Genomic DNA, 13,555 nt, shown 5'->3' with positions numbered 1-13,555 from the left:
ATGGTGCTGCGCCCGCATCTGCCGGATCTNCTNGCAGCGCTGCCTTTGCCTACGCTTGCCGTTGATCGGNNNGAACGTATCGTCGCGATGAATGCGCCGGCCCAAGCNCTGCTGGGCCGNGGCGCNNTGGACCGCCATTACATCAACGTGTTGCGCCAGCCNGCGGTGGTCGATGCGGTCGAGCAATGCCAACAGGATGATACCCCGCGCGAGNCGCAATATCTGGCCAGCGACAACGGCAATGACACGACCTTTCGGGTGCACGTCCGAAAGGTGACCNGCATGGANTACGTCTTGCTGAGCTTTCAAGACATCACACAGGTCACCAACGCCAGCCAGATGCGCCGCGATTTCGTCGCCAACGTCAGCCACGANTTGCGCACCCCGNTGACGGCGATGATGGGGTTCATCGAAACCTTGCGCGGNCCTGCGCGNGACGACGCCCCCGCACGGGACCGGTTTCTGGGGATCATGACCGGAGAGGCCGAGCGCATGAACCGGCTGGTGGGCGATCTGCTGTCGCTGTCNCGCGTCGAATCGGACGAACGGGTGCGCCCGACNGATAAGGTCGATCTGCGNTATGTGCTGCAATCGACCATGCGCAACCTCAACCCCTTGGCCGTAGAGGCGAATGTGACGCTGGTCGCGACNATGGGGGACGATCCGCTGCCCTTGATGGGGGATACGGACCAGCTGTTGCAGGTGTTCACGAACCTTATTGAAAACGGCATCAAATATGGNGGCGTGGGCAAAGACGTNGAAATTTCGGTCGAGACGACCTTGCGTGACCCTTCCTTGCGNGGGCCTGCGGTGCGGGTCACCATNCGNGACCACGGGCCGGGGATCGACCCTGTGCACCTGCCACGCCTGACCGAACGCTTCTACCGCGCCGANAGCCACCGCAGCCGNGCNCTTGGCGGGACGGGGCTGGGGCTGGCGATTGTAAAACATATCCTGAACAGNCACCGCGGACGGCTGAAAATCACCTCTGATCTGGGAGATGGGGCGCGATTNACGGTGATCTTGCCTATGGATGTGGCGTGATCGGGCGCATTTTNGTCAAAAAGAAATTACAATTTCCGTCCGTGTCATAAAACTGTAACATGACTGTCACAAAAGCTCAGTGTCGCCCGCCTATTGGTGCGGCAAGATCACCATGGGGGTGGTCAGACAAATCTAAGCTGACAGGAGACATCATGTCGCTCGTTAAACTCACCACTTCCGCGCTGGCCATTGCCGCCGTATCCGCAACCGCCGCTGCCGCGCGTGATCAGGTACAGGTTGCCGGTTCCTCCACTGTTNTGCCCTATGCGTCCATCGTTGCCGAAGCCTTTGGCGAAAACTTCGATTTCCCGACACCTGTTGTNGAATCCGGTGGCTCCTCGGCGGGTCTGAAGCGTTTTTGTGAAGGTGTTGGCGAGAACACAATCGACGTGGCAAACGCCTCGCGCAAGATCAAAAGCTCCGAAGTCGAAGCCTGCGCCACCAACGGTGTAACCGACATCATCGAAGTTCAGATCGGCTATGACGGCATCGTGTTTGCCTCCGACATCAATGGCAACACNTTCGAATTCACCCCCGAAGACTGGTACAAAGCCCTGTCCGCCGAAGTCGTTGTCGACGGCGAGATCGTGGCGAACCCCAACAAAATGTGGTCCGATGTGAACGCCAGCTTCCCCGANCAGCCGATCCAGGCCTACATCCCCGGCACCAAGCACGGCACACGCGAAGTTTTCGAAGAAAAAGTGATCCTGGCAGGCTGTGAAGCCACCGGCGATTTCGAAGCGTTCAAGGCCGCCAATGGCGACGACAAGAAAGCCGCTGAAAAAGCATGTATCGCGCTGCGCACCGATGGTGTGTCCGTGGACATCGACGGTGACTACACCGAAACGCTGGCGCGCATCGAAAGCAACAAAGACGGCATCGGCGTCTTCGGTCTGGCCTTCTACGAGAACAACACCGACAAGCTGACCGTCGCCAACATGAGCGGCATTGAGCCCACCGTTGAAACCATCTCGAGCGGCGACTACCCCGTNTCCCGCCCGCTGTTCTTCTACGTCAAGAAAGCGCACATCGGCGTGATCCCCGGCCTGAAAGAATATGCCGAGTTCTTCGTGGCAGACGAGATTGCTGGNCCCGACGGTCCTTTGGCTGAATACGGTCTGGTCTCCGACCCGGAACTGGCGAAAACACAGTCGGTTGTTGCTGAAGAAACTGTAATGGGCAGCGGTTCCTAAACCCTGTCTGACGATCCGGAGGCGCTGCGAGGTGCCTCCGGATTTTTGCTGCCGACTGATACTTTCCAAACAATGATAGCCTGAAACAGGCTGCGACCGGGGGCCACCATGCGCGATATTTTCAATGTGGGATCTACCACGCTCTTAGTTGCCGTTGTTTTGATATTAACAGTCCTTGCCTATGGTCTGGTGCGCAGCCGGGCCATGTCGTCCGTCTCGGGCGATGCGCGCAAGCTGCACTCCCTTCCGAANTACTACGGCTATAATGCCGCNATGCTCACCGCCATNCCGGCGCTGTTTGTGCTGGCGATCTGGATGCTGGTCCAGCCGATGCTGATCCAGAACGCGGTCATCGACATGATCCCGCAAAGTGCCGTGAACGAAGGCTCTTCGGTCAATCTGGTGATGAGCGACGTGCGCCGCGTGGCCAACGGGCTGGACGCGGCCGTGCANTCNGGCGCGNTGGATGCGCAAAGCGCCCGTGATCTGGACGTGACCGGCACTGATGTGCGCGCGCTGCTGGCGGGCACGGGCGTGGCGCTTGGGTCTGACGTGACGCCAGAGGTGCTGGCCGCCGCGCAGCGCTACCGGTCAATGGAATACACCGGCCGCTGGCTGATGATCGNGGTGATCTCTGTTTTGGCGCTGGCCGGTCTGTTCATCGCGATGCGCACCGCACGNGCCGATTTTCGCGCGCGCAATACGGTNGAACGTTTTCTGCTGGGGTTGCTGGTGCTCGCCGCGTCGCTGGCGATCCTGACCACCGTGGGGATCGTCCTGTCGATGCTGTTCGAGACGCTGAANTTCTTCCGTCTGCATCCNTGGCAGGATTTCTTTCTGGGNACCACATGGGCCCCGAACTTCCGCGGGGACAGTGACCTGTCGATCCTGCCGCTGCTNTGGGGGACGCTCTATATCTCGATCATCGCGCTGCTGGTGGCCGTGCCCATCGGCCTCTTTGCCGCGATCTACCTGTCGGAATACGCCAACAACAAAGTACGCTCTTTCGCCAAGCCTTTGCTGGAGATCCTCGCCGGTATNCCGACNATTGTTTACGGTCTGTTTGCCTTGCTGACAGTGGGGCCGTTCCTTGTGAACATCTTTGGCCGCGGCGANAATGGTCTGCTGGGCGTCGACTGGATGAGCGGGGCGACATCGGTCCTGACNGCNGGGCTGGTCATGGGCATCATGCTGATCCCCTTCGTTTCGTCGCTGAGCGACGATATCATCAACGCTGTGCCGCAATCGATGCGCGACGGGTCATTTGGCCTGGGCGCGACCCATTCCGAAACCATCCGCCAGGTCGTGCTGCCTGCCGCGTTGCCGGGGATCGTGGGGGCTGTGCTTCTCGCNGCGAGCCGGGCCATCGGCGAGACGATGATCGTTGTTCTGGGGGCAGGGGCCATCGCNCGCATCTCGGGCAACCCGCTGGAAGCGATGACCACCATCACCACCCGTATCGTCAGCCAGCTGACCGGGGATACCGACTTTGCCAGCCCTGAAACGCTGGTCGCCTTTGCCCTTGGTCTGACGCTGTTCGTGCTGACCNTGGGGCTGAACGTTCTGGCGCTTTATATCGTGCGCAAATACCGGGAGCAGTACGAATGACCGACATGCCCAACACCGCAACGCCGCGCCATTCGCTGCTGAAGCCCGACGCGCGCACCGTCAAACGCAACCGCGCNGAGGCCCGTTTCAAATCCTACGGTATCGCGGCCATCGCCGTGGGCCTGCTGATGCTGGCAATCTTGCTGACCACAATCATTGGTCGCGGCGCAGGGGCCTTTCAACAGACGTTCCTGACGCTGAACGTGCAACTGCTTGAGNAAAAGCTGGACAAGAACGGCAACCGTAATCTGGACGAGATCAAGAAGGTATCGACCTTCGGCTACGCGCCGCTGATGGCCGCCGCGCTTGAGGCCAAGGTGGCNGAGGCCGGGATTACCACGGACCTAAAGCCCAAGGCGATGGCGGGNATCNTGTCCAAGGATGCGGCGGCACAGCTGCGTGACTTTGTGCTGGANAACCCCGAGCTTATCGGCACNGCNGTNGAATTCGAATTCCTGACCAACAGCCGCGTCGATGGCTATATGAAGGGCCGCGTCACNCGCGACAGCATCGCCAACGACAAAAGCATCANCGCAGAGCAGCTTGATCTGGTGGACGCCCTTGTCGCAGATGGGGCGCTGGAAAAACGCTTTAACATCGATTTCATCATCGGTGCCGATGCGTCTGACGCACGACCCGAGGCGGCGGGCATGGGGGTCTCGATGCTTGGCTCGCTCTTTATGATGCTGGTGGTGCTGGCGCTGGCGCTGCCGATCGGGGTCGCCGCGTCGATCTACCTTGAAGAATTCGCCCCCAAGAACCTGCTGACCGATATCATCGAGGTGAATATCTCTAACCTCGCCGCGGTGCCGTCGATTGTCTTTGGTATTCTGGGTCTGGCGGTTTTCATCAATTATATGCACCTGCCAAACTCGGCCCCGCTGGTGGGCGGGCTGGTGCTGACGCTGATGACGCTGCCGACGATCATCATCTCGACCCGCGCCTCGCTGAAATCTGTCCCGCCCAGCATCCGTGACGCGGCACTGGGGGTAGGGGCGTCGAAGATGCAATCGGTGTTCCACCACGTGCTGCCTTTGGCTGCTCCGGGTATCCTCACTGGCACAATCATCGGTCTGGCGCAGGCACTTGGTGAAACGGCCCCGCTGTTGCTGATCGGGATGGTGGGCTTCATCGCCTCGAACCCGCCCGACGGCATCGCATCGGGGCTGATGGACCCGAACTCCGCCATGCCGGCGCAGATCTACGAATGGGCCAAGCGCGCCGATCCCGCGTTCTATGAACGCGCCTGGGGCGGTATCATCATCTTGCTGGTCTTTTTGATCACCATGAACGCCATCGCCGTAATGCTGCGGCGCCGGTTCGAGCGGCGCTGGTAAGAATGAAAGGCAAGGCTATGAAAGACAATGTAATTTCGGAGACGGACGTGACAACGAACCAAACAAAAATCGCCGCCCGCAACGTGCAGGTTTTCTACGGGGACACCCACGCGATCAAGGATGTCTCTGTCGATATCCAAGACAAAACCGTCACCGCTTTTATCGGACCATCGGGCTGTGGGAAATCGACTTTCCTGCGGTGTATCAACCGGATGAACGACACGATTGATATCTGCACCGTCAAGGGTGATATCCTGATCGACGGCGAAGACATCTATGACAGCGCGGTCGATCCGGTGCAGCTGCGCGCCAAGGTCGGTATGGTGTTCCAGAAGCCGAACCCGTTCCCCAAATCGATCTACGACAACGTGGCCTACGGCCCCCGCATCCACGGTCTGGCCCGCAACAAGTCCGAGCTTGACGATATCGTTGAACGGGCCCTGAAACGCGGTGCCATCTGGAACGAGGTCAAGGACCGTCTGCATGCGCCCGGCACCGGCCTTTCAGGCGGGCAACAGCAGCGTCTATGCATCGCCCGTGCCGTTGCGACCGAACCCGAAGTGCTGCTGATGGACGAGCCCTGTTCCGCGCTTGACCCGATCGCCACCGCGCAGGTCGAAGAGCTGATCGACGAGCTGCGTCAGGACTATTCGGTCGTGATCGTCACACACTCCATGCAGCAGGCCGCACGGGTGAGCCAGAAAACAGCGTTCTTCCACCTTGGCAATCTGGTGGAGTTCGGCGAGACCGACAAGATTTTCACGTCGCCCGAAGACCCTCGGACGGAAAGCTACATCACTGGCCGGATTGGATAAGTATCATGCAAGATCAACACATTGTCTCTGCCTTTGACCGTGACCTCGAAAGCGTTCAGGCACAGATCATGAAAATGGGTGGCATGGTCGAAGATGCCATTCGCCTTGCCGCACAATCGCTTGAAACCCGCGACGAAGAGCTGGCCGATCAGGTCCGCGGCGGGGACAAGGCGATTGACGCGCTCGAAGAGCTGATCAACGAACGCGCCGCCCGCATCATCGCCCTGCGCGCACCCACAGCCGTGGACCTGCGTCTGATCCTGAGCGTGATCAAGATCAGCGCCAGCCTGGAACGTATTGGCGACTATGCGAAAAACATGGCCAAGCGTAATTCAGTGCTCGCGCAGCTTCCGGCAGTTGCCGATAGCGCCGGTGCCATCCGCCGCATGTGTAAAACGGTTGAATCCATGCTCAAGGACGCGCTGGATTCCTATGTGCAGCGCGACGCAGAACTGGCGATGGACGTGATTGCCCGCGATGAAGACGTCGATCAGATGTACAACGCGCTGTTCCGCGAATTCCTCACCTTCATGATGGAAGACCCGCGCAACATCACATCGTGTATGCACCTGCATTTCATCGCGAAAAACGTGGAACGCATGGGCGATCTGGTCACATCGATCGCGGAACAGGTCGTCTATCTGGTGACCGGCACCCATCCGGACGAGGACCGCCCAAAGGCGGATAACACCTCCACCAAGCTGAAGGGGTAGAACCATGTCGGCGGCGCAGCCCCAGATCCTGTTGGTGGAAGACGAACCCGCACAGCGCGAAATTCTGGCGTATAACCTCGAATCCGAAGGGTTTGACGTAAGGCGGGCCGAGAATGGCGAAGAAGCGATCCTGCTGGTGGCAGAGGCGCTGCCGGATCTGATTATTCTGGATTGGATGATGCCGCTGCTCAGCGGGATCGAGGTGTGCCGGCAGCTTAAGACCCGCGAAGATACGCGTAATATCCCCGTGATCATGCTCTCGGCACGGTCAGAAGAGGTGGACACCGTGCGCGGGCTAGAGACGGGGGCGGATGATTACATCGTTAAACCCTATTCCATGCGCGAGCTCATGGCCCGTGTGCGCACCCAATTGCGCCGTGTGCGCCCGGCATCCTCGGGCGCGTCACTCAGCTATGCCGATATCACGCTGGACACCGAACGCCACCGCGTGAACCGCGCCGCGAACGAACTGAAACTGGGCCCGACAGAATACCGGCTGCTGGTCACCCTGTTAGAGCGTCCGGGCCGTGTGTTCAGCCGCGATCAGCTGCTGGATCACGTCTGGGGCCGCGATATCTATGTCGACACGCGCACCGTGGATGTGCATATCGCGCGGCTGCGCAAGGCGCTGACATCTCACGGTGGCGATGACCCGATCCGCACGGTGCGCGGTGCAGGTTATGCATTAGGGTAGGGCGCTTACCCGTTGAATTTTATGACTTCTTGGCGTTGATCCCCCAAGCCTTCGATGCCCAGTTCAACGACATCGCCCGGTTGCAGGTACACCGGCGGCTTAAAGCCCATGCCTACGCCGGGCGGCGTGCCGGTGGCGATCACGTCTCCGGGCAGTAAGGTCATGAATCGGCTGAGAAAAGATATAATCTCGGCCACCGAGAAGACCATCGTGCGGGTATTGCCCGTCTGGCGACGGGTGCCGTTCACATCAAGCCATAGATCAAGGTTCTGCGGGTCCGGCACCTCGTCTGCGGTCACCAGATACGGGCCGATGGGGGCAAAGCTGTCGCAGGACTTGCCCTTGACCCACTGACCGCCGAATTCGATCTGAAAAGCGCGCTCTGACACGTCGTTGAAGCTCGCATAACCCGCCACATGGGACAGCGCGTCGGCCTCGGACACATGCTGCGCCTTGGTGCCGATAACGACCGCAAGTTCAACTTCCCAATCGGTTTTCTCGGATCCCTTGGGGATGATGATCGGGTCGTTGGCACCGGTGGCCGCGCAGAGTTTGCTAAACAGGATCGGGTGATCGGGCACGTCCATGCCAGCTTCTGCCGCGTGGTCTGAGTAATTCAGCCCGATACACAGAATACGACGTATGTCATTGATCACAGGCGCAAACCGGCCGGTGATGACAGGCAAGGCCGTAACGTCCACATCGCGCAACTGGTCCAGCGCTGCGGGTGCCATTGTGGCAAGCTCGATATCCGTCAGATGCTGCGTCAGATCGCGCGCGGCACCATCTGCGTCAATCATCGCAGGTTTTATCCCGTCAGGGGTTTCGATACGGCAGAGTTTCATTAGCTAATCCTATGTTTGTGAGGGGTGAACATACGCCTGATCTGAATCTCATAATCAGTATTATGTAAATAATTGGGGTGCTTTGGGTGATGTTTTGCTGTTAAAGTGCGCCATGAAGCATTGAAAATTCGTGTAAAAAGACGCTTCTTCATCCAGTTTCTTCATTCTCCCATCCGCGTGGCTTCTTGCTTTACCCCGTTGTTATGCGTGCCATAATCCACATGCGCCAAGCCGATGCAACTGTAAGCGATCGGCGCTTTGGCGGCTGCTGAACGAAAGGAATAATATGACGTTCAAGATGTCTTCGGCGGATATGGTTGCCGCTGCCCGTGCACGTATCCGCGAGATCGAAACGCCTGATCTGATGGCCATGCTGAAGGATCCGGATGTTGTTGTCGTTGACCTGCGCGATATCCGTGAACGCCAGCGCAGCGGCTATATCCCCGGCAGCTTTCACGCACCGCGCGGCATGATCGAATTCTGGGTCGACCCTGACAGCCCGTACTTCAAAGAGATCTTCGGTCAGGACAAAACCTTTGTCTTTCACTGTGCCTCTGGCTGGCGCTCGGCGATCACCACGGCGACGCTACAAGACATGGGCTTTGACGCGGCGCATCTGCGCGAAGGTTTTTCGACATGGGAAAAGCACGGTGGTCCAGTCGAATACCCTGAAAAGAAAGACTAACGACGCCGNGGCGCCTATGCTACGTCTGCGCCACCACATCGTAACAACAAGGCCATCGCTATGACATCCATTCTGATCCTGAACGGTCCGAACCTGAACCTGCTGGGCACNCGCCANCCCGAGGTCTATGGCAAGACGACTTTGGCCGATGTCGAGGCGCTGTGCCGCGAGAAAGCGAAGACGCTNGGGTTTGATGTGGCGTTTGAGCAGTCAAACCACGAAGGNGNGCTGATCGATCTGATCCACNCGGCCAAAGGCAAACATGCCGGGATCGTGCTGAATGCCGGTGCCTATACCCATACGTCGATTGCGCTGATGGATGCGATCGCTTCAGTCGAGCTGCCGGTTGTCGAAGTACACCTGAGCAACATCCACGCGCGCGAGGAATTCCGGCACCGGTCTTACATCGCGCCTGTGGCTCTGGGTCAGATCTGCGGGTTTGGCGCGCAGGGTTATCTGATGGCCNTGGACGCNNTGAANGCTCACCTAAAGCATTAGGTTTCATCGCTTAGTAACTGATTTATAATAAAAAAGGGCGAAGGTGCNGATGCGCCCTCGCCCTTTTTCTCATCTGCTGTGTGACAGCTTAGCCTTTGGCGGCTTTTGCAACTTCTGCTGCGAAGTCTTCTTTGACGACTTCGATGCCTTCGCCAACTTCAAGACGGACNAAACCGGTGATGGTCGCNCCAGCTTCTTCCGCGGCTTTGCCGACGGTCAGGTCAGGGTTCACAACGAATGCCTGGTTCAGCAGTGTCACTTCGGACATGTATTTCTGCATNCGGCCNGTGATCATTTTCTCGATCACNGCTTCCGGCTTNCCGGACTCGCGTGCGATGTCCATTTGAACCTGCTTTTCTTTTTCAACAACAGCCGGGTCCAGATCCGCTTCGGACAAGGACGCAGGGTTCACAGCGGCNATGTGCATCGCGATCTGTTTGCCCAGCTCTTCGTTGCCACCGGTCATTGCGACCAGAACACCGATTTTGCCCATGCCGGGTGCTACAGCGTTGTGCACATAGGANACGACCTGNTCNCCATCGATGGACTGCATGCGGCGCACCGACATGTTCTCGCCGATTTTCGCAATGGCATCGGTGATGACGGTGGAAACGGGCTTGCCGCCCATGTCTGCCGCGTTCAGCGCGTCAACGTCGGACACACCGGTTGCAACGTCAGCGATGCCGGAAACCATTTTCTGGAAGTCNGCGTTTTTGCCAACGAAGTCGGTTTCGGAGTTCACTTCGACAGCAACACCGTGGCCGCCTTCGACTTTAACGGCAACAAGGCCNTCGGCTGCGGTGCGGCCGGATTTCTTGGCTGCTTTCGCCAGACCCTTGGTGCGCAGCCAGTCAACGGCTGCTTCCATGTCGCCATCTGTTTCAGTCAACGCTTTTTTCGCGTCCATCATGCCGGCACCGGTTGTGTCGCGCAGTTCTTTGACCATGGATGCTGTGATTGCCATCGCTTTGGTTCTCCTTGAATTGGGATAAATTGAGGGGCNGAGCGTNCTGCACCACTGTCTCAATCATGTAATGGTTTTGTGACAGGCNGAGGGAAACATGCCCCCTGCCCGTCTCTTTCGCGTCGCTTACGACTTGGCGTCGGCCAGCGTTTCCTTCTTGGATTCGATATCCAGAGGTGCGTCTTTTGCCATTGCGTCGTTCGAAACGGTTTCTTCCGAAGCGTTGCCAACTTCGACACCACCGTCGATCAGGGCTTCTTCTTCGGGCGCTTCTTCCATCGCACCGATATCAACACCTGCGGCACCCAGCTGCGCGGACATACCNTCAAGTGCGGCACGTGCGGCCAGATCGCAATACATGTGGATCGCGCGGGCGGCGTCGTCGTTGCCNGGGATGATGTAGTCGATCCCGTCGGGGGAGCAGTTGGTGTCGACAACAGCGATNACCGGGATGCCCAGTTTGTTCGCTTCGGCCACGGCCANTGCTTCTTTTTTCACGTCGATGACGAAGATCAGGTCNGGGCGACCGCCCATTTCACGGATNCCACCCAGCGATGCTTCCAGCTTCGCTTGGTCACGTTCCATGCCAAGACGCTCTTTCTTGGTCAGACCGGAGAAGCCACGCTCGGACTGTTCGTCGATGGACTTCAGGCGCTGGATGGATTTGGAAACGGTCTGCCAGTTTGTCAGCGTGCCGCCCAACCAACGGTGGTTCATGTANTACTGTGCGCATTTCTCTGCGGCTTCNGCGATCGGCTGTGCNGCCTGACGCTTGGTGCCAACGAAAAGAATGCTGCCGCCTTTGGCGACGGTGTCACGGATGACTTGCAGNGCCTGGTCCAGCATTGGAACAGTCTGTGTCAGGTCCATGATGTGGATGCCGTTACGCGCGCCNTAGATGAACGGACCCATNCGNGGGTTCCAGCGCTGTGTTTGGTGACCAAAGTGTACGCCTGCTTCAAGCAGTTGGCGCATGGAGAACTCAGGAAGAGCCATGTCTTTATACCTTTCCGGTTTTGCCTCGTCGGGGGTCTCGATCCCGGAATGGGACCAACCGGCGGACGTTCAAGGATTTCTCCCTCAAAGGCCCAACCCCGACTGCGGGTTTAAGTGACGCGCGTATAGTCCGGATTTTCACGCTTCGCAAGGTCCAAGGCGCATGTTTTAGCCATTGGGGCCTTATATCAGCGCAATTCAGCGGGGTTTGGNGNTGCAAGCCCNGCNCGAGGGATGGGCCGCGCGCACCTGCGCTTCNCAGGCTTGGGCCANGGCTTTGCGGTTCTCGAAATCNGCGACGGCCAGNGGCGTGTGATAGATCGTTGTCACCTGCCCCTGCCGCAGGGACGCTAGGGTGCGCAGCAGATGCCCGCCAAAGCTCATATCGCCCCACCAGCCATAGAACCGTGGGTCGGTCCCATTGGGCGCGGTATAGAGCACAGTCACAGGCTGCACCCAGATCACGTCGCGCAGTTCGGGCACGAAGAAGGACTGGAAGAGCGTGGTTTTGAACGGCAAGACCTGCAGGCCATCGGTGCTAGTGCCTTCGGGGAAGAACAACAGCCGGTGGTTGTCGAGCAAGCGACGTTGGAACACCTCGGTCTGTTTGCGCGCGTGTTTCGGATTGCGTTCGATGAACAACGTGCCCGTCGCCTTGGCGAGCCAGCCAATGCCGGGCCAGCTGGCGACTTCGGACTTGGACACAAAGTATATCCGCTGCGCCGCGTTCAAGCTGAAGATATCAAGCCAGCTGGTGTGATTGGCGACGACAGCGCCCCTGTGGCGCATCGGGGTGCCGATAACCGCGCGGCGTAACCCCATGATCCAGAATGCGGTTTTGCAGACGATCTGGGTGATATACGGGGTCACGGGGCGGCTCTGCCCATACAGCGGGCGCTCTATCAAGCGGATCGCGAGCAGGATCACCAGCCCCACAAGAACCACCGTCGCCAGCGTCATCCCACGCAGCAGCATCAGCAACCAGCCAAGGGGCCCGACGGATACCGGTGTCGGGTGGTCGGCGCTGTCCCAGGCCGCGCTCATCCTTGCTGTCCGCTGTAGATCTTGGCCTGCCGCTCGCTAAGCCGGGCGGTGTCGAGCATCAAAAGCACATCTGTCGTGTTGAAGTCATGGTCGATAAAGGCCCCCTCGCCCACACATCCGCCAAGCCGCAGATAGGCTTTGATCAGGCTGGGCATCTGCACCATCGCCTGACGCCGGTTCAGGATGTCGGCGGGGATCAGGTTCATCTCCTGGCGCGCCTTTGGCAAGGCGGTGACGCGCAGATCGGGCGGCGCGAGGTAGGTGTGATGCAGCAGCGACAAGGGCTGCGCCAATGCCTCGGCCTGGGTGCCATGAAAGCTCGCGACGCCAAAAAGGATCTCTATCCCGTGTTCCGCCACATAAGAGGCAAGCCCCGCCCAAAGCTGGTGCATCGCGATGCCCCCGCGATAGGACGGATGCAAACAGGACCGCCCCAGCTCGAGTATCTCGCGGCCAGAGGATTTGAGCGCGGTCAGATCATATTCGTTTTCCGAATAGAACCCGCCTGCCCGATCCGCCATAGCGCGGCGGATCAGCCGGTACACGCCAACGGTTTGCTGGGTCTTGCGATCAATAAGCAGCAGATGGTCCACGAAATCGTCGTATTGATCGACCTCTCGCCGGTTTTCGTGATCCACCAAAGGCCCGCCCGCCCCCAGCTCGGTGACAAAAACGTCATACCGCAGCCGCTGCGCCGCATGAAGATCCGCTTGGGTGCGCGCCAGACGGACTTCGAACTCTGCCGCTTTTGCAATGATCATGGGCTGGTTTCGTCTCCGGTCGCAATCACGCGGATAAATAGGCAGTTGCCGCCCGTTGCGCAATGCTTGCCCCGCGTCGCGGTGGTTTTCGGCGAAAAATTAACGATTTGCTAACGAAGAGCCTTCATCAAAGACGGGGGTGAGCATCACCCGATGACTATCGACCACGATCTTGCCCTCGCTGCGGAAGTTTACCGTGACCTTGCCGCTGATATTGCTTTGCACCTGCCCCACGCCCCAATCGGGATGTGCGGGGTGGCGTACAAGCATTCCGGGTGTCAGTATCGCATTCAGGTCTTCCAAGCGTGCGTCCTTTCTGCGGCGCGGTGTGGGGGGCAGCTATTTAGGGCCAGCTAAT

At 58.9% G+C, this 13,555-nt stretch carries 15 protein-coding genes; 9 read left to right on the top strand and 6 right to left on the bottom strand.

Annotation, left to right across the window (positions count from 1 at the left end; all coding sequences use genetic code 11):
- From CBB63_RS11220 to phoB, 7 genes are all read left to right on the top strand, one after another.
- The gene (locus CBB63_RS11220) at window positions 1-1,044 is read left to right on the top strand and encodes a sensor histidine kinase (RefSeq protein WP_286699201.1); all 1,044 of its coding nucleotides are present in this window, start codon (window positions 1-3) and stop codon (window positions 1,042-1,044) included.
- A 152-nt stretch (window positions 1,045-1,196) separates the two neighbouring features.
- Window positions 1,197-2,237 (top strand): substrate-binding domain-containing protein, encoded by a 1,041-nt coding sequence (locus tag CBB63_RS11215; RefSeq protein WP_286699200.1) that lies wholly within the window; start codon window positions 1,197-1,199, stop codon window positions 2,235-2,237.
- 108 nt (window positions 2,238-2,345) lie between these two features.
- A complete protein-coding gene (gene pstC, locus CBB63_RS11210) occupies window positions 2,346-3,845 on the top strand; it encodes a phosphate ABC transporter permease subunit PstC (protein ID WP_286699199.1) in 1,500 nt (499 codons plus the stop codon).
- Window positions 3,842-5,182, top strand: coding sequence for a phosphate ABC transporter permease PstA (gene pstA, locus CBB63_RS11205; protein WP_286699198.1), 1,341 nt, complete (start codon window positions 3,842-3,844; stop codon window positions 5,180-5,182). The genes pstC and pstA overlap by 4 nt, the downstream gene beginning before the upstream one ends.
- Before the next feature lie 17 nt (window positions 5,183-5,199).
- On the top strand, window positions 5,200-5,997 hold the full coding sequence (gene pstB, locus CBB63_RS11200; protein ID WP_005853603.1) for a phosphate ABC transporter ATP-binding protein PstB: 798 nt from the start codon (window positions 5,200-5,202) through the stop codon (window positions 5,995-5,997).
- A gap of 5 nt (window positions 5,998-6,002) precedes the next feature.
- Window positions 6,003-6,710 carry a phosphate signaling complex protein PhoU gene (gene phoU / locus CBB63_RS11195; protein WP_009824650.1) on the top strand — a complete coding sequence of 236 codons (708 nt, stop codon included), beginning with the start codon at window positions 6,003-6,005 and terminating at the stop codon, window positions 6,708-6,710.
- A 4-nt stretch (window positions 6,711-6,714) separates the two neighbouring features.
- Window positions 6,715-7,404: a phosphate regulon transcriptional regulator PhoB gene (gene phoB / locus CBB63_RS11190; protein WP_286699197.1), complete on the top strand. Its 690-nt coding sequence runs from the start codon at window positions 6,715-6,717 to the stop codon at window positions 7,402-7,404.
- Between the two features lie 5 nt (window positions 7,405-7,409).
- Here the strand turns inward: phoB and CBB63_RS11185 are convergent, their stop codons facing one another.
- Window positions 7,410-8,249, bottom strand: coding sequence for a fumarylacetoacetate hydrolase family protein (locus CBB63_RS11185; protein ID WP_286699196.1), 840 nt, complete (start codon window positions 8,247-8,249; stop codon window positions 7,410-7,412).
- Between the two features lie 286 nt (window positions 8,250-8,535).
- On the opposite strand from CBB63_RS11185, the gene CBB63_RS11180 reads away from it, so the two are divergent.
- Entirely contained in the window at window positions 8,536-8,934 is a 399-nt protein-coding gene (locus tag CBB63_RS11180; protein WP_286699195.1) for a rhodanese-like domain-containing protein, read from the top strand.
- A 60-nt stretch (window positions 8,935-8,994) separates the two neighbouring features.
- The gene (gene aroQ / locus CBB63_RS11175; RefSeq protein ID WP_286699194.1) at window positions 8,995-9,432 is read left to right on the top strand and encodes a type II 3-dehydroquinate dehydratase; all 438 of its coding nucleotides are present in this window, start codon (window positions 8,995-8,997) and stop codon (window positions 9,430-9,432) included.
- Between the two features lie 88 nt (window positions 9,433-9,520).
- Here the strand turns inward: aroQ and tsf are convergent, their stop codons facing one another.
- The 5 genes from tsf to CBB63_RS11150 all read right to left on the bottom strand — a co-directional run bounded on the left by tsf (window position 9,521) and on the right by CBB63_RS11150 (window position 13,500).
- Complete coding sequence (gene tsf / locus CBB63_RS11170) at window positions 9,521-10,396, bottom strand: translation elongation factor Ts (protein ID WP_286699193.1); 876 nt, start codon at window positions 10,394-10,396, stop codon at window positions 9,521-9,523.
- 126 nt (window positions 10,397-10,522) lie between these two features.
- Window positions 10,523-11,392: a 30S ribosomal protein S2 gene (gene rpsB, locus CBB63_RS11165; RefSeq protein WP_286699192.1), complete on the bottom strand. Its 870-nt coding sequence runs from the start codon at window positions 11,390-11,392 to the stop codon at window positions 10,523-10,525.
- A gap of 198 nt (window positions 11,393-11,590) precedes the next feature.
- Complete coding sequence (gene olsA, locus CBB63_RS11160) at window positions 11,591-12,436, bottom strand: lyso-ornithine lipid O-acyltransferase (RefSeq protein WP_286699191.1); 846 nt, start codon at window positions 12,434-12,436, stop codon at window positions 11,591-11,593.
- Window positions 12,433-13,197, bottom strand: a complete 765-nt coding sequence (gene olsB / locus CBB63_RS11155; RefSeq protein ID WP_286699190.1) for an L-ornithine N(alpha)-acyltransferase — start codon at window positions 13,195-13,197, stop codon at window positions 12,433-12,435. Before olsB ends, olsA begins: the two co-directional genes overlap by 4 nt.
- Window positions 13,198-13,296: 99 nt before the next feature.
- Window positions 13,297-13,500 (bottom strand): DUF3553 domain-containing protein, encoded by a 204-nt coding sequence (locus CBB63_RS11150; protein WP_005853586.1) that lies wholly within the window; start codon window positions 13,498-13,500, stop codon window positions 13,297-13,299.
- Window positions 13,501-13,555: the final 55 nt, after the last annotated feature.

This window comes from Sulfitobacter sp. TMED3 (assembly GCF_002167505.1).
Classification (GTDB): Bacteria; Pseudomonadota; Alphaproteobacteria; order Rhodobacterales; family Rhodobacteraceae; genus Sulfitobacter; species Sulfitobacter pontiacus.
Note: the sequence above shows the minus strand (reverse complement) of the source record. Positions and strands in the feature narration are given on the sequence as shown.

Bases quoted from the DNA above. Each gene is read 5' to 3' on its own strand.
- CBB63_RS11180 (WP_286699195.1), top strand. From the start codon at position 8,536: ATGACGTTCAAGATGTCTTCGGCGGATATGGTTGCCGCTGCCCGTGCA.
- phoU (WP_009824650.1), top strand. From the start codon at position 6,003: ATGCAAGATCAACACATTGTCTCTGCCTTTGACCGTGACCTCGAAAGC.
- CBB63_RS11185 (WP_286699196.1), bottom strand. From the start codon at position 8,249: ATGAAACTCTGCCGTATCGAAACCCCTGACGGGATAAAACCTGCGATG.
- pstB (WP_005853603.1), top strand. From the start codon at position 5,200: ATGAAAGACAATGTAATTTCGGAGACGGACGTGACAACGAACCAAACA.
- phoB (WP_286699197.1), top strand. From the start codon at position 6,715: ATGTCGGCGGCGCAGCCCCAGATCCTGTTGGTGGAAGACGAACCCGCA.
- olsB (WP_286699190.1), bottom strand. From the start codon at position 13,197: ATGATCATTGCAAAAGCGGCAGAGTTCGAAGTCCGTCTGGCGCGCACC.